The following is a 22,400-nucleotide window of genomic DNA, read 5'->3' as shown; positions in this document are numbered from 1 at the left end:
CCCAAACAGATTACGCCAGCTTCGCCTTCACTTCCTCGGCCACGTTCGGCGGCACTTCGTCATAATGCGAGAACTGCATGCTGTACTGCGCGCGTCCCTGCGTGAACGAGCGGAGCTGGTTCACGTAACCGAACATGTTGGCCAGCGGGACCATCGCGTCGACGGTCTGCGCGTTACCACGGCTGTCGGTGCCCTGGATCTGACCACGACGGCTGTTGATGTCGCCGATGACGTCACCAAGATAGTCCTCGGGGGTCACGACCTCAACCTTCATCACCGGCTCGAGCAGCGTGATGCCCGACTTCTGCGCCGCTTCGCGCATCGCAGCGCGGGCACAGATTTCGAACGCCAGCGCCGACGAGTCGACGTCATGGTACGCGCCGTCATACAGCAGCACTTCGAAGTCGATGATCGGGAAGCCGACCAGCGAACCGGTCAGTGCCGTCTCACGGAAGCCCTTTTCGATCGCCGGGATATATTCCTTCGGAATGTTACCGCCCTTGATCTCGTCCTTGAAGACGAAGCCCGAACCGCGCTCACCCGGAGTCAGCTTGACCTTGACGCGGCCAAACTGGCCGGTGCCGCCCGACTGCTTCTTGTGGGTGTAGTCGATATCGACCGGCTTCTTGAGGTATTCGCGATACGCCACCTGCGGCGCGCCGACATTCGCCTCGACCTTGAACTCGCGCTTCATGCGATCGACCAGGATCTCGAGATGGAGCTCGCCCATGCCCTTGATGATGGTCTGGCCCGACTCATGGTCGGTCGAAACGCGGAACGAAGGATCCTCGGCAGCCAGGCGGTTGAGCGCGAGGCCCATCTTTTCCTGGTCGGCCTTGGTCTTCGGCTCCACCGACAGCTCGATCACCGGCTCGGGGAATTCCATCCGCTCGAGAATGATCGGATGCGCGGTATCGCACAGCGTGTCGCCGGTCGTGGTCTCCTTGAGGCCCGCGATCGCAACGATGTCGCCTGCACGCGCCTCATCAATGTCCTCACGCGAGTTCGCGTGCATAAGGAGCATACGCCCGATCTTTTCCTTCTTGTCCTTCACCGAGTTCAGATAGCTGCCTTTGGTCAGCGTACCCGAATAGATGCGGGCGAAGGTGAGCGAGCCGACGAACGGGTCGTTCATGATCTTGAACGCGAGCAGCGAGAGCGGTGCATCGTCGGCCGGCGGACGCGAATCCGGGGTCTCGCCGTCGAGCTTCACGCCCTGAACGTCCGGAATGTCGAGCGGCGAAGGCAGATAGTCGACCACGGCGTCGAGCAGCGGCTGAACGCCCTTGTTCTTGAACGCCGAACCGCAAACGATCGGAACGAACGACATCGCCAGCGTACCCTTGCGGATCAGCTTCTTGAGGTCGGCGACCGACGGCTCATTGCCTTCCAGATACGCTTCCATCAGCGCATCGTCCTGCTCGACGGCCATTTCGATCAGCTCGCTGCGATACTTGGCGGCCTTTTCGGCCATGTCCGCAGGAATGTCCTGATATTCGAACTTCGCGCCCAGCGACTCTTCGAGCCAGATGATCGCGCGGTTGTTGACCAGGTCGACCAGGCCCTTGAACCCGCCCTCGATGCCGATCGGCAGATACAGCACCGCAGGACGCGCGCCGAGACGCTCGATGATCGAATCGACGCAGAAATAGAAGTCGGCGCCGGTGCGGTCGAGCTTGTTGACGAAGCACATGCGCGGCACGCCGTACTTGTCAGCCTGACGCCACACGGTTTCCGACTGCGGCTCAACGCCGGCAACGCCGTCGAAGCACGCGACCGCGCCGTCGAGCACGCGCAGCGAACGCTCGACTTCAATCGTGAAGTCGACGTGGCCCGGGGTGTCGATGATGTTGATCAGATGCTCGGGGCCATTGCCGTCCTCGGCCTTCCACTTGCAGGTGGTGGCCGCCGACGTGATCGTGATCCCGCGCTCCTGCTCCTGCTCCATCCAGTCCATCGTCGCGGTGCCTTCATGCACTTCGCCGATCTTGTAGGACTTGCCGGTGTAATAGAGGATACGCTCAGTCGTCGTCGTCTTACCGGCGTCGATGTGCGCCATGATGCCGATATTGCGATAGCGATCGAGCGGATGGCTGCGGGCCATGATCGTGGTTCCTTAAGGATATGGGGAGCCGCCAGAAGCGACTCCCCGGGATATAGGTAAGAATGTTACCGGAAAAAGACCGGCAACGCCGTCATTACCAGCGGTAGTGGCTGAACGCGCGGTTCGCTTCCGCCATACGGTGCGTGTCTTCGCGCTTCTTCACCGCGTTGCCGCGATTGTTCGAAGCGTCCAGCAGCTCACCCGACAGGCGTGCCGACATCGTGTTCTCGCTGCGGTTGCGCGCAGACGTGATCAGCCAGCGGATCGCCAGTGCCTGGGCGCGCTCGGGGCGCACCTCGACCGGGACCTGATAGGTCGCACCACCGACGCGGCGGCTGCGGACTTCGATGCCCGGCTTGATGTTGTTGAGCGCTTCGTGAAAGACGCCGATCGGGTCCTTCTTCGCACGCTGCTCGACAACCTGAAGCGCCGAATAGACGATGCCTTCGGCGACGGCCTTCTTGCCGTCCAGCATCACGCTATTCATGAACTTCGACAGAACCTGATCTCCGTACACGGGATCGGGCAGGATTTCCCGCTTTTCGGGACGACGACGACGAGCCATCTTGAATTTCCTTCTAAAACTTCAGCCGGTTCCGGAACCTGTCCGGGGCTTACTTTGGCTTACTTCGGACGCTTCGCGCCGTACTTCGAACGGCTCTGCTTGCGATCCTTGACACCCTGGGTATCGAGAACGCCGCGCAGGACGTGATAGCGCACGCCGGGAAGATCGCGAACGCGACCGCCGCGGATCAGGACCACCGAGTGCTCCTGAAGGTTGTGGCCTTCACCCGGGATGTACGAAATCACTTCGCGCTGGTTGGTCAGGCGAACCTTGGCCACCTTGCGCAATGCCGAGTTCGGCTTCTTCGGGGTCGTCGTGTACACGCGGGTGCAGACACCGCGCTTCTGCGGGTTCTGTTCCATCGCAGGGACCTTGCTCTTGGCCTTCTGCGGTTCGCGGCCCTTGCGGACCAGCTGGTTAATCGTCGGCATGAAGCCCTTCACCTTCCAATGGTTACTTTGCTGGAGCCATGATTCCGGAAAATACGAAAGGACCCTGGCGGCCCTAAAGCGGCCTCCGGGCCCTGGCGTCTCCAACAACGTTCAGCTCATTAAAGCTCGCGGGACGGAATCCCTGCGAGCGCGCGGCCTATATACGCGCACCCCCGACCGGTCAACGGGGTGTTTGGGTGGGAGTACCCGGTCGCGCGGGGATGCGCCACATATAGACGGTAGCACCCCCGGCGCGGCGCTTCGCCTCCGGCTTCCAGTCGCCCATATCAAACGCATGGCTGACCACGCGGGTCCCGGGTTTCAGTTGCGCGAACAGCTGCGGGCGCAGGCGCAGATTAACCTCCGGCAGCAGGTACATGGTGACGACATCGGCGGAACTCAAATCGGTCTCGAACAGGTCCGCCGCTTCGAATCGCACCTTGTCCGCCACACCCGCCTTGCGCGCCGCCGCACGTGCCTTGCGGATCAGCACCGGATCGAGGTCGACGCCCAGCCCCTTTGCACCGCGCTCCTTCGCCGCGGCGATCAGGATGCGCCCGTCACCGGTACCCAGGTCGATCACCTTGTCGCCGGGCTTCACCTCACCCATCTCGAGCATCAGCGCGACCACCTCGCGCCGCGTGCTCTTGTAGGGGACATCCAGCGCCGGCCCGCCAAAGATCGTGGAGGCCGAACAGCTCACCATCGTCGGCAACATGCACCGCGCACCCAGCGCGATGAGCCCAAGCGCGACCACCGCCAGGACGAGGGCGGCGATACGGAATCGAGCGGCGGAGGACAGACGGACGCGCATTAACGGCGGTTTTCTGCCTCGCGCCCAGCCACTTGTCCACCACCCGCAGCGGCAAACGCTTAACCCGATCTTCAGCGCCACGGCCTATCCGCAATGACGATGCCGCCCGCTCCCAACCATCCGGGATTTGCCGCCCCTGCCCCCTGGCTCGTCGCCCTAGTCGCGGCGGTACAGGCATGGGCGCTGTGGCCGCTGTTCACCCCGGACATGACCGCCTATCTGATCCCCTGGCTTGAAACGATCCGCGACGCCGGAGTCGCTGACGCCTTCGCGCGGCCCTTCTCCAACTACATGCCGAGCTACCTCTACCTGCTCGCACTGTTCAGCCCGCTCACCGCGTGGCTCGATCCGATGAGCGTGATCAAACTGCTCTCGGTCGCTGGCACTGTCGCGCTCGCGCTCGCCATGCACCGGCTGCTCGGCGCACTCGGCGTTGTACAGCGCGCGCATTGGGCCGCATTGGTCGTCGCCCTGCCCTCGGTCGCGTTTAACGCGCTGCTGATGGGCCAGTGCGACGCGATCTATGTCGCCGCCTGCCTGATGGCGGTCGCAATGGCCGTCGAGCGGCGGCATGTCGCGATGTTCGTCTGGTGCGGCGTGGCGGTTGCGTTCAAGGCGCAGGCGGTTCTCGTCGCGCCGTTCTTCCTCGCCCTCGCGATCCAGCGCCGCGTGCCTTTGGTCCAGTGGCTCGCCGCCCCCGCCGCGCTGCTCGCGCTGATGGCCCCTGCCCTGCTCGCTGGCTGGCCTCCCGCCGACCTCGCCACCGTCTATTTCCGGCAGGCCGGCACGTTCAGCAACGACATCGCCCGCAATGCGCCGAACATCTGGTCGCTCGCGGGGATGATCGCCCCCGAGTTCGCACCGCGCCTGTTCGGTCTGGCCCTGGCGGCCGCGCTCGGCGCTACTGCCTGGTTCGTCGCGAAGATGCAGGTGGTGCGGTTCGACAATGCCGGGCTCGTCGGCATGGCCGCACTCGCCGCCTTGCTTACCGCCGGTTTGCTCCCGCGCATGCACGAGCGCTATTTCCTGCTCGCCGACATGCTGATCCTCGCCTTCGCCATCGCCCGCGGCACCCGCCCGGCGTTCGCGCTCGCCGCGCTGGTTCAGATCGCGTCGTTCGCGGCGATCACCGGCTATCTCGGGCTGGGCGCCCCGATGGTCGCCATGGGCGCGCTGTGCATGATCGTGGCAACCTGGATCGCGGCGGGACCGCTGGTCGCGCCCAATGCAAATGATAATCCCCCAACGGGACGAAATCCGCGACCAGCCGTGCTGCGGCCCGGATTTCGCTATGATATTGAACAGCGACTCAGTTTCCGGGGAAGTGGGGAGTGAAGATGTTCAACAACAACCGTTCGCGTGACGATCGTCCCGCCATGCCACCTGCACCGCCCGCGCCGAGCGGCGGCGCATCGAAGCGCGGCATGTTCTCGGTCATCGGGCCGGACATCGTGATTACCGGCAGCATCCGCGCGACCAGCGAGCTGCATATCGAGGGTCGGGTCGAGGGCGATGTCGATTGCGGCACGCTCGCTCAGGGCGCCGACAGCCAGATCTTCGGCAGCGTGACGGCAGAAACCGCGCGCCTCGCCGGCGCGATCGAGGGCACGGTCCGCGCCAAGCTGCTCACCGTCGAGCGCACCGCGCGCATCACGGGCGATGTCGAATATGAGAATATCACGATCGAAAATGGCGGCCATATCGACGGCCGTCTCAAGCATATGAGCGCGATCACCGCCGCACCGCTGCGTGCCGAGCCGGTTCAGCCCCTCTCGGGCCAGCCGGTCACCGTCGCATCGGTCATCGGATCGAGCTAGGCCCGATCCTCAGCGTCGAGCCAAGAAAGGGCGCGCTCCGCAAGGAACGCGCCCCTTTTCGTGTCTCGCGTCAGTCGGCGACGCGCGCGCCGCCCTTGATCACATCGGTGACCTTGGTCAGCACGGTCACGTCCTTCAACGGATCGCCCTCGACCGCGATCAGGTCGCCATAGCGGCCTACCTCGATCGCACCGACATCCTTGGTACGCCCCAACGCCTCGGCGGCGTTCACCGTCGCGGCGCGGATCGCCTCAATCGGGGTCATGCCGTACTGGACCATATATTTGAACTGACCCGCAGCCGTACCGTGCGGCATCACGCCAGCGTCGCTGCCGAACACCATCTTCACGCCGGCCGCATGCGCCTTGCGGAAATTGTCACGCTGGATCTGCGCGATCTCGCGGTCCTTGCGGAGGTTATCCTCGAGCACGCCGTTCTTCTTGCCCTCGGACTGGGTATATTCGGTGTTGTAGATATCCATCGAAAACCACACCGGCTGCTTGCGCGCGACCGCCAGCCTGATCCCTTCGTCATCGACCAGGCTGGCATGCTCGATCGTGTCGATGCCCGCGCGGATCGCCGCCTTGATCCCCGCCGCGCCATGCGCGTGCGCTGCAACCTTCAGTCCCCATTGATGTGCCTCATCCGCGATGGCGCGCATCTCATCCTCCGACAGCTGCTGCTGCCCCGGCTCGGTATTGCGCGAAAAGACCCCGCCCGTGGCGCAGATCTTGATCACCTCGGCACCATATTTGCGCTGCTCGCGCACGATCCGACGCAGCTCCTGCGCCCCGTCGCCGACCGCCACGCCCTTCGACTTGAACGAGGGCGGCAGATAGGTGCTGTCGCAATGCCCGCCCGTCGCGCCCAGCGAATGCGCGCCCGGCACGATCCGCGGCCCGGCAATCAGCCCTTCGGCAATCGCCTGCTTGTACCCGACATCGGCATAATTTTCGGACCCGACATTGCGGATCGTCGTAAAGCCCGCGCGCAGCATCGCCCGCGCATTCGCCGTCCCCTGAATCGCCCAGAAGCTGTCGGTGAACTGCAGGCCGGTATAGCCGCCGTAAATCGGGTTGCTGTCGAGATGGACATGCATGTCGATCAGCCCGGGCAGGATCGTCTTCCCGCTCAGGTTGATGTGCCGGACATCGCTGCTCCAGCGGACAATGCGCGCGTCGGCGATGTTGGTGATGCGGCCATCGGTGATGAAGATCGCGGGATGCTCGACCACCGTGCCGCTGACCACGTCGATCATCCGGTCGGCGGTGACCACCACCGTTTCGGCGGCTGCGGGCGTGGCGGCGGCGAGCGCAATCGCCACGCCGATCATGCTGAACTTCATACGAATATCCCCTGTCGTGTCCGCAGCACGCTCGCCGCGAACACGATCAAGGTCAATCAGATATGGATCACCCGGCCATAAGCGGCCAGCACGCTCTCATGCATCGACTCGCTGATCGTCGGGTGCGGGAAGACGGTTTCCATCAGCTCGGCCTCGGTCGTCTCGAGCGTCTTGCCGATGGTGTAGCCCTGGATCATTTCGGTCACTTCCGCGCCGATCATGTGCGCGCCGAGCAGTTCGCCGGTCTTGGCGTCGAACACGGTCTTCACGAACCCATCGGGCTCGCCCAGCGCGATCGCCTTACCGTTGCCGATGAAGGGGAAGTTGCCGACCTTGACCTCGTAACCCGCTTCCTTCGCCTTCGCCTCGGTCAGACCGACGCTGGCGATCTGCGGGTGGCAATAGGTGCAGCCGGGAATGTTGCGCGGGTCCATTGCGTGCGGGTGCTTGCCCGCAATCGCCTCGGCCGCGATCACGCCCTCATGGCTGGCTTTGTGCGCCAGCCAAGGCGGCGCGGTGATGTCGCCGATCGCGTAGAGGCCCTCGACATTGGTCTTGCACGCCGGATCGGTCTTGAGGAACCCGCGATCGTCGACCTCGACGCCGAGTTCCTTGAGGCCGATGTCCGCCGTGTTCGGCACGATGCCGATCGCGACGATGACATGGCTGTATTCACCCGCAACCGCCTTGCCGTCCTTGCCGGTGATCGTCGCCTTCACGCCGTTCTTGTCGGCGCTGATCGACTCGATCTTGGCGCTGGTCATGATATTCATGCCCTGTTTCTTGAGCGCCTTTTCCAGATGCGCGGAGATGTCCTTGTCCTCGACCGGCACGATGCGGTCGAGCATCTCGACCACCGTCACGTCGCTGCCCATGTCGTTGTAGAAGCTCGCAAACTCGATCCCGATCGCGCCCGATCCGATCACCAGCAGCTTGCCCGGCATTTCCTTGGGCGTCATCGCATGACGATAGGTCCACACGCGCTCGCCATCGGCGGGCAGGTTCGGCAGGTCGCGGGCCCGCGCGCCGGTCGCGAGGATGATGTTCTTCGCGGCCAGCTCGGTCACCTTGCCATCCGCGCCGGTGACGCTGAGCTTACCCTTACCGGTCAGCTTGCCAGTGCCCATGTGCACCGCGATCTTGTTCTTCTTCATCAGGTGCGTGATGCCCTGATTGAGCTGCTTGGCGACGCCGCGCGAGCGCTTGACCACCGCGTCGAGGTCGGCGCTGATCTTCTCGGCAGCCAGACCATAGTCCTTGGCGTGCTGCATGAAGTGGAAAATCTCGGCCGAGCGCAGCAGCGCCTTGGTCGGAATACACCCCCAGTTGAGGCAGATGCCGCCGAGCAGCTCGCGCTCGACGATCGCGGTCTTGAGACCGAGCTGGCTCGCGCGGATCGCGGCGACATAGCCGCCGGGTCCGGAGCCGAGCACGATCAGGTCATAGGATTCAGCCATGGTTTTGCCCCTGGGGAAGGAAGGGTTGGGAAAGTGAGATGGGGTCGGTCGGACTATCCGTCCACCGGCCGTGGTTTGCGGTCCTCGCCGACCGCAACAAAGGTGAAGTTCGCCTGCGTCACCAATTCGCGCTCTTCGCCATGACGGCAGCGGCGCCAGGCTTCGACCTCGATCAGCATCGACGACCGCCCGATCTTCACGATCTGCGCATAGACCGACACTTCGTCACCGACCGCAACCGGCGCGTGAAACTGCATCGAGTCCATCGCGACCGTGACCGCGCGGCCCTTGGCGCGGCGCGCGGCGACGAGGCCTGCAGCAAGGTCCATCTGTCCCACCAGCCAGCCACCGAAAATATCGCCATAGGCATTGGCATCGGCGGGCATGGTGCTGACGCGGATCGCGGGTTCGATGGCGGGGGGCTCCCGGTCAGGCATCGTCGCCGCCCTCCCCGCCCGGCGGATTGCGTTGCAGCCAAAGCGCGCGGCGCATTGGCCCGATGCCCATGACGATGATGCACAGAATCGCGGTGCCCGTGACCAGCCACACATCGCCCTGCGCGAGCGGATAGGCCCAGCTCGCCAGTGCCCCGATCAGCAACGCGACCGCGATTCCTGCGGCGATATGCAATGCTTCGATCAGGACACGCATGGCGGGGGCGCTCAGGCCAGCAGGCCCATGGGCGATTCGATCAGCGCCTTGAGCACCTTCATCAGCTCGGCGCCATCGGCCCCGTCCACCGCGCGGTGATCGAAGCTGCCGGTCGCCGACATCACCGTCGCGACGCCGAGCGCGTCGTCGACGATATACGGACGCTTCTCGCCCGCGCCGACCGCCAGGATCATCGCCTGGGGCGGGTTGATCACCGCGTCGAACTGCTTGATCCCGAACATGCCCATGTTCGAAATGCTGGCGGTGCCGCCCTGATATTCGTGCGGCTGGAGCTTGCCTTCCTTGGCGCGCTGGCCAAGCTCCTTCATCTGGGTCGAGATCGACGCGAGGCCGATATTCGCCGCGTCGCGGATGATCGGGGTGATCAGGCCGGTCGGGGTGGACACGGCGACCGAGATGTCGGCGCGGCTATACTTCACCAGCTTGTCGCCGGCGTAGGTCACGTTGCACTTGGGCACCTGCACCAGCGCAACCGCGAGCGCCTTGATCAGCATGTCGTTGACCGACAGCTTCACGCCGCGCCCTTCCAGGCTCTTGTTGAGCTGGCCGCGCAGTTTGAGCAACGCGTCGAGCTGGATGTCGACGGTCAGATAGATGTGCGGGATCGTCTGCTTCGCCTCGGTCAGGCGGCGCGCGATCGTCTTGCGGATGTTGCTGAGCTTCTCGACCTCGTGTGGGATGCTCTCGTCATACCAGACCGATGCCGGGGCTGCGGCCGGAGCCGATGCAGCGGGCGCGCCGGCGGCGGCGGGTGCTTCGGCAGCCTTGGGCGCAGGGGCCGCACCGGCCTTCGCGTCAGCGACGTCGGCCTTGACGATGCGGCCGTTCGGGCCGGAGCCAGCGACGCCAGACAGGTCCACGCCCTTTTCCGCAGCGATGCGGCGCGCCAGCGGGCTCGCCTTGACCCGGTCGCCGTCAGCCTTTGGCGCAGCCGCCGGAGCGGGCGCGGGCGCGGCGGCGGGCGCCGGAGCAGCCTCGGCCTTGGGAGCTTCGGCCTTGGGAGCCTCAGCCTTCGGCGCGGACACCGACGCGGCATCCTCGCCCTCGCCCGCCAGCACGGCGATGACGGTGCCGACCTTCACCCCGTCCGTGCCCTCGGCAATGACGATCTTGGCGATCACGCCCTCATCGACCGCCTCGAACTCCATCGTCGCCTTGTCGGTCTCGATCTCTGCCATCAGGTCGCCGGCTTTGACCGTATCGCCTTCTTTCACCAGCCATTTGGCGAGCGTGCCCTCCTCCATCGTCGGAGACAAAGCGGGCATCTTGATTTCGATCGACATGGGTGGGGAGGATCCTGTCGTGATATGGGGTGGGTTCTCGCGCCCTCCTTGCGCGATGAACGGCTTGGGTCAACCCCGCCCCTTGCGCTCAGGTGCGCGACGCGTCACCACCTGTCACCAACGGAGAGGGGAACTGGTTTCATGCGTACCTATCTGGTCGTGATCGATGAAAGCCCCGAGGCGCAGATCGCGCTCCGCTTCGCCGCGCGCCGTGCGGTCAAGACCGGCGGTGGAGTCGAGATTCTCGCGCTGATTCCCAAGCCCGACTTCGTCCAGTGGGGCGGCGTGATGGCGACGATCGAGGAAGAGGGGCGGCAGCGCGCCGAAGCACTGGTCGCCGGCGCGGCGGGAACGCTGATCCAGGAATCGGGGCTCAAACCCACCATCACCGTGATCGAGGGCGACGGGCCAAAGATTATCCGCGAGATGATCGAGGCGAATCCAGAGATCGCCGCGCTCGTGCTCGGCGCTGCGGTCGGCGGCAAGCCCGGCCCGATCGTCACCCACTTTACCAGCGGCGACATGGCGATCCTGCCGGTCCCGCTGATGATCATCCCGGGAAGCCTCGACCGCGAGGCGATCGACCGGCTAAGCTGAGGACTTATGCGCACCATCATCCTGTCCACGCTGCTGATCGCAGCCCCCGCCGCCGCCCAGCAAAAGCCCGTCGACGCGCCGAGCCCCGAACGGCTCAAGGCCGATGTCGAAAAGCTGGTCAGCTTCGGCACGCGCCACACCCTGTCCTCCCCCGACGATCCGGTGCGCGGCATCGGCGCGGCGCGGAAATGGGGCGCGGAGGAGCTCGACCGGATCGGCGCGGCGTGCGGCAACTGCATTACCGTCGCACGGATCGGCCGCACCTTCACCGGCCCGCGCGCGCCGAACGGGGTCGAGGTCGTCAACGTGCTTGGCTTCCAGCAGGGCGAAGACCCCAAGCGCGTCGTCATCGTCCAGGGCCATATCGATTCGCGCGTCAGCGACGTCATGGACTTCACCAGCGACGCCCCCGGCGCGAATGACGACGCCTCCGGCACCGCTCTGGTGATCGAGGCGGCACGCATCCTGTCGAAGCACAAGCTCAAGGCGACGATCGTCTATGCGCTGCTGTCGGGTGAGGAACAGGGATTGTGGGGCGGCACCTTGCTCGCCGAGACCGCGAAGGAACGCGGCTGGGAAGTCATCGCGGTCCTCAACAACGACATCGTCGGCAACACCGTCGGCCAGAATGGCGTCCGCGTTGCCGATCGCGTCCGCGTCTTTTCCGAAGGCATCCGCGCGTCCGAAGACCTGCCCGGCCAGATCGGCCGGCGCGGCGATGGCGGCGAGGATGACGGCCCCAGCCGCGCGCTCGCCAAGGCGATCGACAAGGTCGCGGACGGGATGCGCGAGCACGACAAGGACGCACTCGATGTCTTCGTCGTCCGTCGCCCCGACCGCTTCGGGCGTGGCGGCGATCACGAGCCGTTCCTGCGCGTCGGCTACCCCGCCGTCCGTTTCTCGGTCGCTGCGGAGAATTACGACCAGCAGCATCAGGATCTGCGCACCGAGAAGGGCCGCGTTTACGGCGACACGGTCGACAAGATGGACTTCCCCTATCTGGCGAAGGTGACCGCACTCAACATCGCCACGATCCGCCGCCTCGCCAACGCGCCCTCGGCACCGTCAGGCGTGGTGCTCGACGGCGCGGTGAGCGCGGATACCAAGGTGCGCTGGAACACCGTCCCCGGCGCGCGCGGCTACAAGGTCTATTGGCGCCGCAACGACACGCAGAACTGGACCGACGTGCGCGGCGTCGCCGGGCGGACCGAGACGGTGCTGAAGGACGTGGTGGTCGACGATCACTTCATCGGCGTGTCGGCAGTCGCGGCGGACGGCAGCGAGAGCATCGTCACGTTCGGAACGCGCCCGCCGCGGAATTGAGGCCCCAATCGTCGCCCCGGCGCAGGCCGGGGCCGCCGAGTTTCGCGGGATTCCCTCACCACTTGACGGCCCCCGCCTGCGCCGGGGCGACGCAGTTTACCGGCAGCAATCCTTGGTCGACCGCCGCACCGTCTTGCTCGGATAGCGCCGCACGGTCTTTACCGGCGCGCGATAGGTGCGGACTTCCTCGACCTCCTCGATCACCTCTTCGGTGACGGTGGTCGTCGTGGTCGCGCCCGACTGGATGACGATCGTCGTCACCGTCGGCCCGGCCATGTAATAGCCGCTGCCATGATAGCCGCGGGCGTAGCCGCCGCCCTGCGCGCCGCATGGGCTGGCGCAGGACGGCGGGGCATACCCCCCCGGGTATCGCTGTGCAGGGATCGATCGCCGCGCGGGGCGCTCGTCCTCGTAACCTTCATCCTCATAGTCCGGAGCCGCATAGCCCGCGCCATAACCGCCGCCCCCGCCACCGCCAGCCGCAGCCGCCGAGGCATAGCCGCCACCGGCATAGGCCGTGGCCGAACCACCGCCGCCACCGCCGCTCCAATCGAGCCCGCTCACCGAATCCCACACCCGACCATCGCGGTCGGCCAGCACGGCATCGTCATAGTAACGCAGCCAGCCATAGCCGTGCGCCGGGCGGCTCAGCCCCCAGTTCGACCAGTCATCGATCCAGAACCCGCCGCCGACCCAATAGCTCGGCAGCGTCCAGCCGCGCACGGGGCGGCGATAGGCGCTCCACCCACCCGGTGCGCGCATCCCGGCGTGCCAGCGTCCACCGACCATCGGCCCCCAGCGTCCGCCATGCGGGGTGGTGCGCGGCGGATCGATCCGCGTCGGGGGCACCGAACGCGCCGGATAGCGCACCGGCTCACGATCGCGCTGGACCCATTGCCCGTCGCGCCACACCCGCTGCGCCTCTGCAGGGGTCGCAACCGCAATCGCGGCGATCGACAAGGTGGTCAGGGTAAGGACACGCATGGGCACAACTCGCTTTCTGGCGAGGCACGGCCATTCAAGCAGGGAAGAAGGACCGCGCCTCTTTACAGCGTTTTAACACTGACGACGCGCCGTTCCCACCGCGCACGATGGTTAAAAAAGTCCCAATGCGGGGCAGCGCTCAGGTCGCTTTCAGCGGTCGCGGCACCGGCCCGCTCCCCCACCCGGCCACCCAACGGCATCGTATTTTATGGGTGGCCGGGGGGGGGGGAGCGGGCCGGTGCCGCTTCAGCGAAGCTGAAAAATCTAAGCGGCGACCCGGGGGGCCAGCAGTGCCATCAGCGCCTCACACCCCGCCGCATCCTCGGCATCGAAGCGGCCGGTGACCGGGCTGTCGAGGTCGAGCACGCCGATCAATTCGCCGTCATGCACGATCGGCACGACCAGTTCGGCATTGCTCGCCGCGTCGCACGCAATGTGCCCCGGAAAGGCGTGGACGTCCTCCACCAGCTGCGTCTCACGCGTCGCCGCCGCCGCGCCGCACACGCCCCGGCCGAACGGAATGCGGATACACGCCGCCTTGCCCTGAAACGGCCCGAGCACCAGCTCGCCGCCGACATTGCGGTAAAATCCCGCCCAGTTGAGGTCGGGAAGATACTGGCCGATCAGCGACGCGGCGTTCGCCATATTGGCGATCGCGTCAGGCTCCCCCGCCGTCAGCGCATCGAGCGCGGCGTGGAGATCGCGATAAAGTTCGGCCTTGGACCCGGCGGCGATGTCGAAGCTGTACATGGCTGCGCAGGTGGCGCGGGCAACGCGATGATGCAAGGGCCTAAGGACACCGCACGCGGGTCATCCCGTCCGACATCAGGCTGTTGCCCTCGGCGGACAGCGTGAAGGTCCGCGTCGCCTCCCACGTCTCACCCTCACCGGTATAGCGCGCCGCAACCCGGATTTCCTGCCCGGTGCCCGTAACCCCGGTCACGCTGGCACTGCTTTCGTAGAAGCGCAGTGCTCCGGGTGCGATCGTCAACCGGGTGACGTCGCCCCCCTTGCCGCAATCGGCGGCCTTTGCGCTCCACTCCCCCCGAAACGGCGCGGGAATAACGTCGGTGGCGGCGGTCGCGGTCGGGCTCGACTCGACGGGATCGGGCAGGCTCAACGGCTCCATTTCCTGCGCATTATTCTGGGTCATATCGTCCAGCGCCGGTTCCTGCGAACAGGCAGCGACGAGGACGAGCGGCAGTATCAGGGTCAGTCGGATCATCCCTTGCCAACGCACCGCGCCGGGAGATCGTTGCGCGACGGGATCAATCGAGCTGGACCCTGCCCCGCCCCGCCTTGATCGCCGACCGCCCCTTTTTCTCGTCCACGCGCCGCGCCTTGGCCGCCTTGCCCGGCTTGGTCTTGATCCGCCGCGCCTGCCGCTCCAGCGCCCTGTCGATCAGCTCGACCACCCGCGCGCGCGCATCCTCACGGTTGGCATCCTGCGTGCGGAACTTGCGCGCGGTAACGACAAGCTCGCCCCCCGACGTCATCCGGCTCCCCGCCAGCTCCTTGAACTTGGCATAGGCATAGGGCGGCAGGCCGAGTGCGAATACGTTGATGCGCAACTGAACCGCGGTCGCGACCTTGTTGACATTCTGCCCGCCCGGCCCCGACGCGGCGAGGAACTTCTCCTCGACGATCGCCGCCTCGGGCAGTTCAGCCGGCATCGTCGCCCAGATCGTCCTGGGGCTGCCCGCCCGCAAAGCCGAACGCGCGGAACGAATCCGGGGTCGGCGCCTCGGCATGGATGTCGGGCTTGCCCGGACGCGGCACGGTGAGCTGCGCGGCGTGAAGCATCATCTTGCGCCCGTTGGCGACGCCGTAAACCGGGTCCCCGGTGATCGGGAAGCCCAGCCCCTCGGCGGCATGGACGCGGATCTGATGCGTGCGCCCGGTTTCGGGGTAGAACGCGATGAACGCCCGCCCATCCTTCTGCGCCAGCATGCGCCAGCGCGTCCGCGCGGCCTTGCCGTTCGGGCTGCCGGTCATTCGCCAGCCGCGCTCGGCGCTCGAAATCTTGATCAGCGGCAGATCGATCATCCCCGACGGCGCATCGGGAATGCCATCGATCACCGCGAGATAGCGCTTGGTCACCTGCCCCGCCTCGAACGCCTGCTGGAACCGCGCATGCGCCTTGGGATTGCGCGCGAGCAACAGGCAGCCGCTGGTATCGCGGTCGAGCCGGTGCACCGGCGTCGGCCAGCGCTGAAACCCGAAGGTCAGATTGCCGAGGTGGTTCTCAAGGCTGATCGACCCGTCGCGCGGCGGATCGACCGGAAGCCCGGCGGGCTTGTCGATGATCAGCGCTTCGCCGTCGATAAAGAGTACGTGATCCTGGATCATGCCCGCGCCTTGCCACCGCAAGGCCCCGGACGCCAGCCCTCTAGCCGAAGCGATAGGCGTCCATCGCCAGCACGCCATAGGTATAGCTGTGGTGCAGCCGCTGTGCCGGCCCGCCCCCTGCCGCCATCGCGGTGAACAGCGGCAGGATATGATCCATCGTCGGATGGTTCGTACGGCCATGCGGGCCGCGCTCGACCGCATGGAGCACCGCGTCGGTGTCCCCGGCGTCGAACCGCTCGTTCATCCAGTCGGCAAACCCGGAAACCCAATCGGGCACCGGAGCGTCATGGTTGCGCCCTTCGACAAAGATCGCGCGGAGGTTATGCGTGAGGCTGCCTGATCCGATGATCAGCACGTTGCGGTCGCGCAGCGGCGCGATCGCCTGGCCGATACGGTGATGCCACTCGGGCGGATGCGCGCTGCTGATCGACAGCTGCACCACCGGAATATCGGCATCGGGCCAGCCCAGCATCAGCGGCACCCACGCGCCGTGATCGAGGCCACGTGCGGGATCGAGGAACACCGGATGCCCGGCGTCCGCGACCAGCCGCGCGACCTCCTGCGCCAGCGCCGGATCGCCCTTGGCCGGATAGCGCAGGTCGAACAATTTCTGCGGAAAGCCGCCGAAATCATGGATCGTTGGCAGGTCGCTGCCCGACGTCACCACCGCCTCCGCCATGTCGTGATGGGCAGAGATCATCAAGATCGCATCGGGACGGTCCACATGCGACGCCAGCCCGGCGAGGAACTCCCGCGCCGGGCTGGGTTCGAACATGATCATCGGCGAACCGTGCGACACGAACAAAGCGGGTTGCACGGCGCGCGTCACCTTATGCGATCAGCTTGGTCGCGACCTCGGCAATGCGCTTGCCCTGATAGCGTGCGCCCGCCAAGTCGATTGCGCTCGGCATGCGGCTGCCATCGCCGCCCGCAACGGTGGTCGCGCCATAGGGTGCGCCGCCCAGCACTTCGTCAATCTTGCCTTGATCGGAATGGCCATAGTCCAGACCGACGATGGTCAGGCCGAAGTGCAGCAGATTGGTGATGATGCTGAACAGCGTGGTCTCGTTGCCGCCATGCTGGGTCGCCGACGAGGTGAAGGCACCGCCGACCTTGCCGTGCAGCGCGCCCTGATACCAGACGCCGCCCGCAGTATCCCAGAACGCCGCCATCTGGCTCGCCATCCGGCCAAAGCGGGTCGGCGACCCGACGATGATCGCGTCATAATCCTTCAGCGCGTCGGGGCCGTCGATCAGCGGGTGGGCGCTGTCGGCCTTGAAGCCGGCGGCCTTGACCACCGCCTCGGGCGCAGTCTCCGGCACGCGGCGGATATCGACAGTCGCGCCAGCCGAGCGTGCGCCTTCGGCAACCGCTTCGGCCATCGCCTCGATATGGCCATAGGACGAGTAATAGAGCACCAGAACCTTGGTCACGGCGTGTCTCCTTGATCGGAAATGAAAAGGGGTGGAGCGGCCCGCCTTGGGAGGGGGAGGTTGCGGACCGCTCCGGGGGGTCTGTTCAGTCGGAATCGACCAGGACGATTTCGGCGTCCTCGATCGCGGTGATCGTCACCGTCTGGCCGCCGCTCAGCGCGGCGCCGTCGCGGGCGTCGAACGGCTCGCCATCAATGGTGATCTTGCCGACTGCGGGGACGAGATAGGCATGCCGCCCCTCGCCCACGCTGTGGGTCACGCTCTCGCCCGCCTTGATCGTCGCGCCGAGCACACGGGCATCGGCACGGATCGGCAGCGCGTCGCTGTCCTCGGCAAAGCCGCTCGCCAGCGTCACGAACTTGCCCGAACGCTCGCCCTTGGGGAACGGCTTGGCGCCCCAGCTCGGCGCACCGCCGCCTGCACGGGGCATGATCCAGATCTGGAACAGCGTCGTCGTCTCGGATTCCAGATTATACTCCGCATGCCGCACCCCGGTGCCCGCGCTCATCACCTGAACGTCGCCGGCCCCGGTCTTGCCGGTATTGCCCATCGAGTCCTGATGCGTGATCGCGCCGGTGCGGACATAGGTGATGATCTCCATGTCCTTGTGCGGGTGCGGCGGAAAGCCGCTGTTCGGGCCGATTTCATCGTCATTCCACACGCGGATCGCGCCCCATCCCATGCGGGCGGGATCATAGTAATTCGCGAAGCTGAAATGGTGACGGGCATTGAGCCACCCGTGATCGGCATGGCCCAGACTTTCGAACGTGCGTTTCTCGATCATGGGAACCTCCTTGCTTGAGGTCCAAGATAGGCACGGCGTCCGACGCGTAAATGGAAACGTTTGAAACAGATCGTTTCGGGTTTATACAGAGTGGGTCACTTGGGAGTTCCGACGATGCGCCTTCCCGATTTCGAAGCCTGGGCCATCTTCGCCTGCGTGGTCGAACATCGCTCGTTCAGCGGCGCGGCCGCCGCGATCGGGGTGAGCAAGGCCACCGTGTCCAAGGCGATCGCCCGGCTCGAGGCCCAACTCGGCACCGCGCTGTTCCACCGCACCTCGCGCCGCCTGACGCTGACCGACAGCGGCACCGCGCTCGCCGAACGCGCCGGGCGCATCCTCGCCGAAGCACAGGCGGCGGAAGAAGCCGCAATCGACTCCGCAAAGGCGCCATCGGGCATGGTCCGCATCGCCGCGCCGATCACCTTCGGCATCCGCTTCGTCGCCGATGCCATCGCCGACCTGCTTACCGAGCATCCCGGCATCCAGATCGACCTGCGCCTGTCGGATGCCCGCGTCGATATCGTCGCCGACGGCTATGACATCGCGCTGCGCATCGCCGACCTACCCGACAGCTCGCTGCGCGCCCGCCGCCTCGCCCCGGTGCAGGCGCGCGTCGTCGCCGCCCCCGCCTATCTCGCGCAGCACGGCACGCCGCGCCATCCCGCCGATCTCGCGCACCATGCCTGCTTCCTCTACGCCAATGCCATCGGCGCCTGGCAGTTTCGCAAGGCCGATGGCGAGGAGGCGGCAGTGCGGCCTGCCGGGCCGCTGATCACCGACAATGGCGACGCGATGATGCCTGCCCTGCTCGCCGGGCTCGGCATCGCCCGCCTGCCCGACTTCATCATCGACCGCGAACTCGCCGACGGCCGGTTGGTCGAGATTCTCGCCGACTGGTCGCCGATGAACATCGCGCTCCACCTGCTCACCCCGCCCAGCACGCTGCGCCCCGCGCGGGTCGAGCTGGTGATCGACTTCCTGTCCCAGCGCTTCCGCAACCTCTGCACGCGGTTTTAGCCGCCCCAAGCACAAAGGGCCGGCCCGCATCGCTGCGGACCGGCCCCTTGCTTGGGTCAGTGATACCCGGTTTTAGAAATTCACCTGGGTCGAGAAGGTGAACGAGCGGCCGCGCGGATCCGCGACGCGCGGCTCCCACGAGCTGCCCGCACCGGTATTCGAGTCATAGGTGATCGCGAAGGGCGGGTCGGTGTCGAAGATGTTGCGGACACCCATCGTCATCGTGAACCCCTTCTGCACGCGCACGGTCGCGGCAAAATTGTACAGCGTGTAGCTGTCGACCGTCGCGTTATACTCGGGCCGCGTCGCCGAAGCGGGCAGCGCGTTGTTGGTGTAGCCGTCGCGATAAATCTGCGAGAGGCTGAAGGTCAGGTCCTCGTTGGTCCAGGTGATATAGGCATTGTGCTTCCACTTGAGGCCGAGGTCTCCGGCATAGGTGAAGCGCCCGATCAGGCTGGGACCATAAGGCGAGGTGGGCAGGAACCGCTCGCGCTTCTTGAGCAGGCGCGTGCCGTCGAGGCCGGCCGTCAACACGCCGCCGAACAGGTCGGTGCCGCCACGCAGCGAAACCTCGAGGCCCTGCGTGCGCCGCGACCCGATATTGTCGGCGCGCAGGTCAAGCGTGGTGATCGGCGTCCCCGCGCCGCCGGCGCGGATCACGCGATCGGGGAACAGCGACTGGTTGAACAGCAGTTGATCGATCGTCAGCGATCCGATCGTGTTGTCGACCGCAATGCTCCAGAAATCCACCGACGCGCTGAACCGCGCCATCGGACGGAACACGACACCGCCGCTATACTGCTCCGAGGTTTCCGGGCCGAGGTTCAAGTTGCCGCCCGTCACCGTTTCGGGCGTGATCGCCGCGCAGCCCGGGATCGTCGAGTCCACCCGGCCCGCCGTGCACGTCGTCGGGTCGAAACGCGAGTTGCCCGGGTTGGGCGAAATCGTCACGCCGTTGAAGATCTGGTTGAAGCTCGGCACGCGGAAGCCGGTGTTGAACGATCCGCGGAACATCAGCCAGTCGAACGGCTGGAACTTCGCCGAAATCTTCGGATTGGTGGTCGTGCCAAAGCCGGTGTAATCATCGACGCGCACCGCACCCCGCACCTCAACCATCTCGTGGAGCGGGATCAGGATTTCGGCATAGGCCGCCTTCACGTCACGGGTCTTGGGCGTGAGCGCATTGGCATTATCGAACGCCGCGTTGAAGATCGCCGCAGAACCAAGCGAAGCCGCCGACGACCCGTTGAAGCCATATTCCTCACGGCGGTAATCGACGCCTGCCGCCATCTGCACATCGCCACCCCAGATCGCGAACAGGGGGCCGGAGATCGACAGATCGGCCTGCTTCACCTCATATTTGCCCGAATAGAGCGCGACGCCGCGTGCCGAAACCGCCTCCAGCGCCGCCATCGCCGCAGGCGTCTGGGTCAGCGAGAACGGGTTGAGGATGCCGCTGTTGAACAGGCCGACAATGCCCGGTGCGCTCGCCCCGGGAGCGGTCGGCGCGCGCGAGTCCGCTCCGCCGACGACTGCACCGGGGACGCCCGACGTGCTGCCTGCGGCAGTGGCGGAGGTCGTCGTGAACACGCCCGTATAATGATAGCCACCGCCCAGCACCGACGCGGATTCGCTGCGGGCATAGGATGCGCCAACGCGATAGTCGAAACCGGCACCGATCGGGCCTTCGGCGCCGACCGCCGCGCGGAACGTCGTGGTCTCGGTGGTGTAGTCACGGCGACCGCAATCGATGCAGCGATAGCGGAAGGTGATCGGCCGGCCATAGTTACCCACGGCATCGACCGTGCGGTCTCCCGGCGCACCGATCGCAGGGAACACCGCCGCGATGCGATCATATACGTCGTTATACGTTGCCGCCGTCAGCGAATTGAGAGGAAACGCGATCGGCAGCGACGTGTTGTTCGACGTATACTGGTTCTCCGAGAACCGCTTGGCCGAGTTCGCCTGCGATCCCGTCACTTCGGCGGAGATGCGATGCGCACCGAGCGCAACCGTCGCGCGGCCATAATAGGTCAGCGTATCGATTGGCTGCTGCAGCACGGCGGCGCGGCCGGTGTCGTAGGCGCAGGCATAGCGCGCGCCCGGCACTGCCCACAGCACTTCGTCATACGCCATGCCGCCATCGAACGAGTCGCATCCCGCCCCGCCCGGCAGGTCGAGGATATTGATGCCGCCATCGGCGCGCTGGGTGCCACCCGGGAAGGTCAGGCCCGGCAGATAGAAGCCACCACCTGCTGCCGTGCTTGCCGCGCTGCCGAGCAGCGTGCCGCCCTGGGTGATGCCGACGCCGGCCGCAGTCGGGTTGATCGGAAAGGCAGTCGCGATCGGTGTACCGCGCGTATCGATCGACAGGCCGCGATTGGGCTGGTTACCGTTCACGAAGTCGCGGTCGCGACCATAAAGCACGCCGTTCCAGCTCTTGCTGACGGCGGCCATCACGTTGAAGCCCTGCTCCTTCAGGTCGCCATAGCCGACGGTTCCCGACACGCGATAGACCGGGGCGTCGCCCTCTTCGGTGATGTCGGTGAAGCCGTTGAGGGTCACGCCCTGGAAATTCGTCTTGGTGATGAAGTTGATCACGCCGCCGATGGCGTCGGTGCCGTAGATGGCCGACGCACCGTCCTTCAGGATCTCGACCCGCTCGATCGCGGCGAACGGGATCTGATTCACGTCGACCGCCGACCCGGTCAGGCCGTGCGCAGCGACGCGGCGGCCATTGAGCAGCACCAGCGTCGAGGCCGACCCCTGGCCGCGCAGATTGGCGGCGGACAGGCCGTTGGTGCCGCGCTGCGCGCCACTGGTCACGTCGCCGTTCGCGGCGAGGTTGTCGGCGCCGTTACCGTTGGTGCTGAGGAAGCTGATCAGCTGCTCGGGGCTGTTGATGCCCTCACGCGTCAGATCCTCGTTCGAAATGATCTGCAGCGGCAGCGCGCTCCGGGTCGGGTCTTGCTTGATCCGCGACCCGGTGACCAGGATTTCACGGTCGCTGGACGCCTCTTCCTGCGCAGGCGCCGAAACCGGCGCATCCTGCGCGAATGCCGGAACCGTGAGGCTGCACGCCGTCACGAACAATGCGGTCTTGAACTTCATACCCCAACCCCCTTTTGATCCGGCGCGCATTTTTGTGTCGGCTTCGCCGGAAGCCACGAAATTAATCACGCATATTCGCTGTTAGCAAATGCAAAATAACAGCCAAGGCTATAACCTTTGGCTATATCGCGCGATGATGATCTTGACAGGATTCGGCTCGAATCGGTTCCGACCCGTCCGTTGTCCCGCGCCCTGTTACACGCCGCGACTCGTGGAGTCAGGCCGGTTAGAGAAAAATTAACCTTTTGCCTTCATTCCAGCTTAGGTTAATGAATCAGTCGCGTTGTGCGCCACAGGGGGCCTGCAACCGGCAC

At 65.7% G+C, this 22,400-nt stretch carries 23 protein-coding genes; 5 read left to right on the top strand and 18 right to left on the bottom strand.

What is annotated here, in order from left to right:
* Nucleotides 1-10: 10 nt before the first annotated feature.
* From fusA to K9B35_RS04010, 4 genes are all read right to left on the bottom strand, one after another.
* Nucleotides 11-2,104 carry an elongation factor G gene (gene fusA, locus K9B35_RS04025; protein WP_224920536.1) on the bottom strand — a complete coding sequence of 698 codons (2,094 nt, stop codon included), beginning with the start codon at nt 2,102-2,104 and terminating at the stop codon, nt 11-13.
* A gap of 94 nt (nt 2,105-2,198) precedes the next feature.
* Entirely contained in the window at nt 2,199-2,669 is a 471-nt protein-coding gene (rpsG, locus tag K9B35_RS04020; protein WP_224920535.1) for a 30S ribosomal protein S7, read from the bottom strand.
* Between the two features lie 59 nt (nt 2,670-2,728).
* Complete coding sequence (gene rpsL, locus K9B35_RS04015) at nt 2,729-3,100, bottom strand: 30S ribosomal protein S12 (protein WP_019831557.1); 372 nt, start codon at nt 3,098-3,100, stop codon at nt 2,729-2,731.
* 181 nt (nt 3,101-3,281) lie between these two features.
* Nucleotides 3,282-3,914, bottom strand: a complete 633-nt coding sequence (locus K9B35_RS04010) for an SAM-dependent methyltransferase (RefSeq protein ID WP_224920534.1) — start codon at nt 3,912-3,914, stop codon at nt 3,282-3,284.
* 93 nt (nt 3,915-4,007) lie between these two features.
* Here K9B35_RS04010 and K9B35_RS04005 point away from each other — a divergent pair, with 93 nt between their 5' ends.
* Nucleotides 4,008-5,249 carry a hypothetical protein gene (locus K9B35_RS04005; protein ID WP_224920533.1) on the top strand — a complete coding sequence of 414 codons (1,242 nt, stop codon included), beginning with the start codon at nt 4,008-4,010 and terminating at the stop codon, nt 5,247-5,249.
* A 2-nt stretch (nt 5,250-5,251) separates the two neighbouring features.
* Nucleotides 5,252-5,731, top strand: a complete 480-nt coding sequence (locus tag K9B35_RS04000) for a bactofilin family protein (RefSeq protein WP_224921090.1) — start codon at nt 5,252-5,254, stop codon at nt 5,729-5,731.
* 70 nt (nt 5,732-5,801) lie between these two features.
* Here the strand turns inward: K9B35_RS04000 and K9B35_RS03995 are convergent, their stop codons facing one another.
* The 5 genes from K9B35_RS03995 to K9B35_RS03975 are packed head-to-tail and all read right to left on the bottom strand — an operon-like array spanning nt 5,802 to nt 10,488.
* Nucleotides 5,802-7,076 carry a metal-dependent hydrolase family protein gene (locus K9B35_RS03995; RefSeq protein WP_224920532.1) on the bottom strand — a complete coding sequence of 425 codons (1,275 nt, stop codon included), beginning with the start codon at nt 7,074-7,076 and terminating at the stop codon, nt 5,802-5,804.
* Between the two features lie 56 nt (nt 7,077-7,132).
* Nucleotides 7,133-8,533: a dihydrolipoyl dehydrogenase gene (gene lpdA, locus K9B35_RS03990; protein ID WP_224920531.1), complete on the bottom strand. Its 1,401-nt coding sequence runs from the start codon at nt 8,531-8,533 to the stop codon at nt 7,133-7,135.
* 53 nt (nt 8,534-8,586) lie between these two features.
* Entirely contained in the window at nt 8,587-8,970 is a 384-nt protein-coding gene (locus K9B35_RS03985) for an acyl-CoA thioesterase (RefSeq protein WP_066659757.1), read from the bottom strand.
* The gene (locus tag K9B35_RS03980; protein WP_224920530.1) at nt 8,963-9,184 is read right to left on the bottom strand and encodes a hypothetical protein; all 222 of its coding nucleotides are present in this window, start codon (nt 9,182-9,184) and stop codon (nt 8,963-8,965) included. Before K9B35_RS03980 ends, K9B35_RS03985 begins: the two co-directional genes overlap by 8 nt.
* Before the next feature lie 11 nt (nt 9,185-9,195).
* A complete protein-coding gene (locus tag K9B35_RS03975; RefSeq protein ID WP_224920529.1) occupies nt 9,196-10,488 on the bottom strand; it encodes a pyruvate dehydrogenase complex dihydrolipoamide acetyltransferase in 1,293 nt (430 codons plus the stop codon).
* Between the two features lie 141 nt (nt 10,489-10,629).
* Here K9B35_RS03975 and K9B35_RS03970 point away from each other — a divergent pair, with 141 nt between their 5' ends.
* A complete protein-coding gene (locus K9B35_RS03970) occupies nt 10,630-11,085 on the top strand; it encodes a universal stress protein (RefSeq protein WP_224920528.1) in 456 nt (151 codons plus the stop codon).
* 6 nt (nt 11,086-11,091) lie between these two features.
* Complete coding sequence (locus K9B35_RS03965; protein ID WP_224920527.1) at nt 11,092-12,408, top strand: M28 family peptidase; 1,317 nt, start codon at nt 11,092-11,094, stop codon at nt 12,406-12,408.
* Nucleotides 12,409-12,504: 96 nt separating this feature from the next.
* Here K9B35_RS03965 and K9B35_RS03960 read toward each other — a convergent pair whose 3' ends face one another.
* The 8 genes from K9B35_RS03960 to K9B35_RS03925 all read right to left on the bottom strand — a co-directional run bounded on the left by K9B35_RS03960 (nt 12,505) and on the right by K9B35_RS03925 (nt 17,958).
* The gene (locus K9B35_RS03960) at nt 12,505-13,392 is read right to left on the bottom strand and encodes an RcnB family protein (protein WP_224920526.1); all 888 of its coding nucleotides are present in this window, start codon (nt 13,390-13,392) and stop codon (nt 12,505-12,507) included.
* A gap of 264 nt (nt 13,393-13,656) precedes the next feature.
* On the bottom strand, nt 13,657-14,142 hold the full coding sequence (locus K9B35_RS03955; protein WP_224920525.1) for a GAF domain-containing protein: 486 nt from the start codon (nt 14,140-14,142) through the stop codon (nt 13,657-13,659).
* 40 nt (nt 14,143-14,182) lie between these two features.
* Nucleotides 14,183-14,617 (bottom strand): hypothetical protein, encoded by a 435-nt coding sequence (locus tag K9B35_RS03950; protein ID WP_224920524.1) that lies wholly within the window; start codon nt 14,615-14,617, stop codon nt 14,183-14,185.
* Between the two features lie 43 nt (nt 14,618-14,660).
* Nucleotides 14,661-15,065: an alternative ribosome rescue aminoacyl-tRNA hydrolase ArfB gene (arfB, locus tag K9B35_RS03945; protein WP_224920523.1), complete on the bottom strand. Its 405-nt coding sequence runs from the start codon at nt 15,063-15,065 to the stop codon at nt 14,661-14,663.
* Nucleotides 15,055-15,741, bottom strand: a complete 687-nt coding sequence (locus K9B35_RS03940; protein WP_224920522.1) for an RluA family pseudouridine synthase — start codon at nt 15,739-15,741, stop codon at nt 15,055-15,057. The genes arfB and K9B35_RS03940 overlap by 11 nt, the downstream gene beginning before the upstream one ends.
* Before the next feature lie 40 nt (nt 15,742-15,781).
* Nucleotides 15,782-16,570 carry a DODA-type extradiol aromatic ring-opening family dioxygenase gene (locus K9B35_RS03935; RefSeq protein WP_224920521.1) on the bottom strand — a complete coding sequence of 263 codons (789 nt, stop codon included), beginning with the start codon at nt 16,568-16,570 and terminating at the stop codon, nt 15,782-15,784.
* A gap of 1 nt (nt 16,571) precedes the next feature.
* The gene (gene wrbA / locus K9B35_RS03930; RefSeq protein ID WP_224920520.1) at nt 16,572-17,174 is read right to left on the bottom strand and encodes an NAD(P)H:quinone oxidoreductase; all 603 of its coding nucleotides are present in this window, start codon (nt 17,172-17,174) and stop codon (nt 16,572-16,574) included.
* Between the two features lie 85 nt (nt 17,175-17,259).
* Nucleotides 17,260-17,958, bottom strand: coding sequence for a pirin family protein (locus tag K9B35_RS03925; protein WP_224920519.1), 699 nt, complete (start codon nt 17,956-17,958; stop codon nt 17,260-17,262).
* A 114-nt stretch (nt 17,959-18,072) separates the two neighbouring features.
* On the opposite strand from K9B35_RS03925, the gene K9B35_RS03920 reads away from it, so the two are divergent.
* Nucleotides 18,073-18,975: a LysR family transcriptional regulator gene (locus tag K9B35_RS03920; protein ID WP_224920518.1), complete on the top strand. Its 903-nt coding sequence runs from the start codon at nt 18,073-18,075 to the stop codon at nt 18,973-18,975.
* Nucleotides 18,976-19,047: 72 nt separating this feature from the next.
* Here the strand turns inward: K9B35_RS03920 and K9B35_RS03915 are convergent, their stop codons facing one another.
* Nucleotides 19,048-22,086 (bottom strand): TonB-dependent receptor domain-containing protein, encoded by a 3,039-nt coding sequence (locus K9B35_RS03915; RefSeq protein WP_224920517.1) that lies wholly within the window; start codon nt 22,084-22,086, stop codon nt 19,048-19,050.
* Nucleotides 22,087-22,400 lie beyond the last annotated feature (314 nt).

The sequence above is a fragment of the Sphingomonas sp. R647 genome (assembly GCF_020177055.1).
GTDB lineage: Bacteria > Pseudomonadota > Alphaproteobacteria > Sphingomonadales > Sphingomonadaceae > Sphingomonas.
This window is presented reverse-complemented; position numbering and strand designations above follow the sequence as displayed.

Coding starts and splice junctions, on each gene's coding strand:
- K9B35_RS03950 (WP_224920524.1), bottom strand. CDS start 14,617: ATGATCCGACTGACCCTGATACTGCCGCTCGTCCTCGTCGCTGCCTGT.
- K9B35_RS03920 (WP_224920518.1), top strand. CDS start 18,073: ATGCGCCTTCCCGATTTCGAAGCCTGGGCCATCTTCGCCTGCGTGGTC.
- K9B35_RS03940 (WP_224920522.1), bottom strand. CDS start 15,741: ATGATCCAGGATCACGTACTCTTTATCGACGGCGAAGCGCTGATCATC.
- K9B35_RS03970 (WP_224920528.1), top strand. CDS start 10,630: ATGCGTACCTATCTGGTCGTGATCGATGAAAGCCCCGAGGCGCAGATC.
- K9B35_RS03925 (WP_224920519.1), bottom strand. CDS start 17,958: ATGATCGAGAAACGCACGTTCGAAAGTCTGGGCCATGCCGATCACGGG.
- K9B35_RS03995 (WP_224920532.1), bottom strand. CDS start 7,076: ATGAAGTTCAGCATGATCGGCGTGGCGATTGCGCTCGCCGCCGCCACG.
- K9B35_RS03975 (WP_224920529.1), bottom strand. CDS start 10,488: ATGTCGATCGAAATCAAGATGCCCGCTTTGTCTCCGACGATGGAGGAG.
- rpsG (WP_224920535.1), bottom strand. CDS start 2,669: ATGGCTCGTCGTCGTCGTCCCGAAAAGCGGGAAATCCTGCCCGATCCC.
- lpdA (WP_224920531.1), bottom strand. CDS start 8,533: ATGGCTGAATCCTATGACCTGATCGTGCTCGGCTCCGGACCCGGCGGC.
- K9B35_RS04000 (WP_224921090.1), top strand. CDS start 5,252: ATGTTCAACAACAACCGTTCGCGTGACGATCGTCCCGCCATGCCACCT.
- fusA (WP_224920536.1), bottom strand. CDS start 2,104: ATGGCCCGCAGCCATCCGCTCGATCGCTATCGCAATATCGGCATCATG.
- K9B35_RS04005 (WP_224920533.1), top strand. CDS start 4,008: ATGACGATGCCGCCCGCTCCCAACCATCCGGGATTTGCCGCCCCTGCC.
- K9B35_RS04010 (WP_224920534.1), bottom strand. CDS start 3,914: ATGCGCGTCCGTCTGTCCTCCGCCGCTCGATTCCGTATCGCCGCCCTC.
- rpsL (WP_019831557.1), bottom strand. CDS start 3,100: ATGCCGACGATTAACCAGCTGGTCCGCAAGGGCCGCGAACCGCAGAAG.
- K9B35_RS03960 (WP_224920526.1), bottom strand. CDS start 13,392: ATGCGTGTCCTTACCCTGACCACCTTGTCGATCGCCGCGATTGCGGTT.
- K9B35_RS03955 (WP_224920525.1), bottom strand. CDS start 14,142: ATGTACAGCTTCGACATCGCCGCCGGGTCCAAGGCCGAACTTTATCGC.
- arfB (WP_224920523.1), bottom strand. CDS start 15,065: ATGCCGGCTGAACTGCCCGAGGCGGCGATCGTCGAGGAGAAGTTCCTC.
- K9B35_RS03980 (WP_224920530.1), bottom strand. CDS start 9,184: ATGCGTGTCCTGATCGAAGCATTGCATATCGCCGCAGGAATCGCGGTC.
- K9B35_RS03915 (WP_224920517.1), bottom strand. CDS start 22,086: ATGAAGTTCAAGACCGCATTGTTCGTGACGGCGTGCAGCCTCACGGTT.
- K9B35_RS03985 (WP_066659757.1), bottom strand. CDS start 8,970: ATGCCTGACCGGGAGCCCCCCGCCATCGAACCCGCGATCCGCGTCAGC.
- K9B35_RS03965 (WP_224920527.1), top strand. CDS start 11,092: ATGCGCACCATCATCCTGTCCACGCTGCTGATCGCAGCCCCCGCCGCC.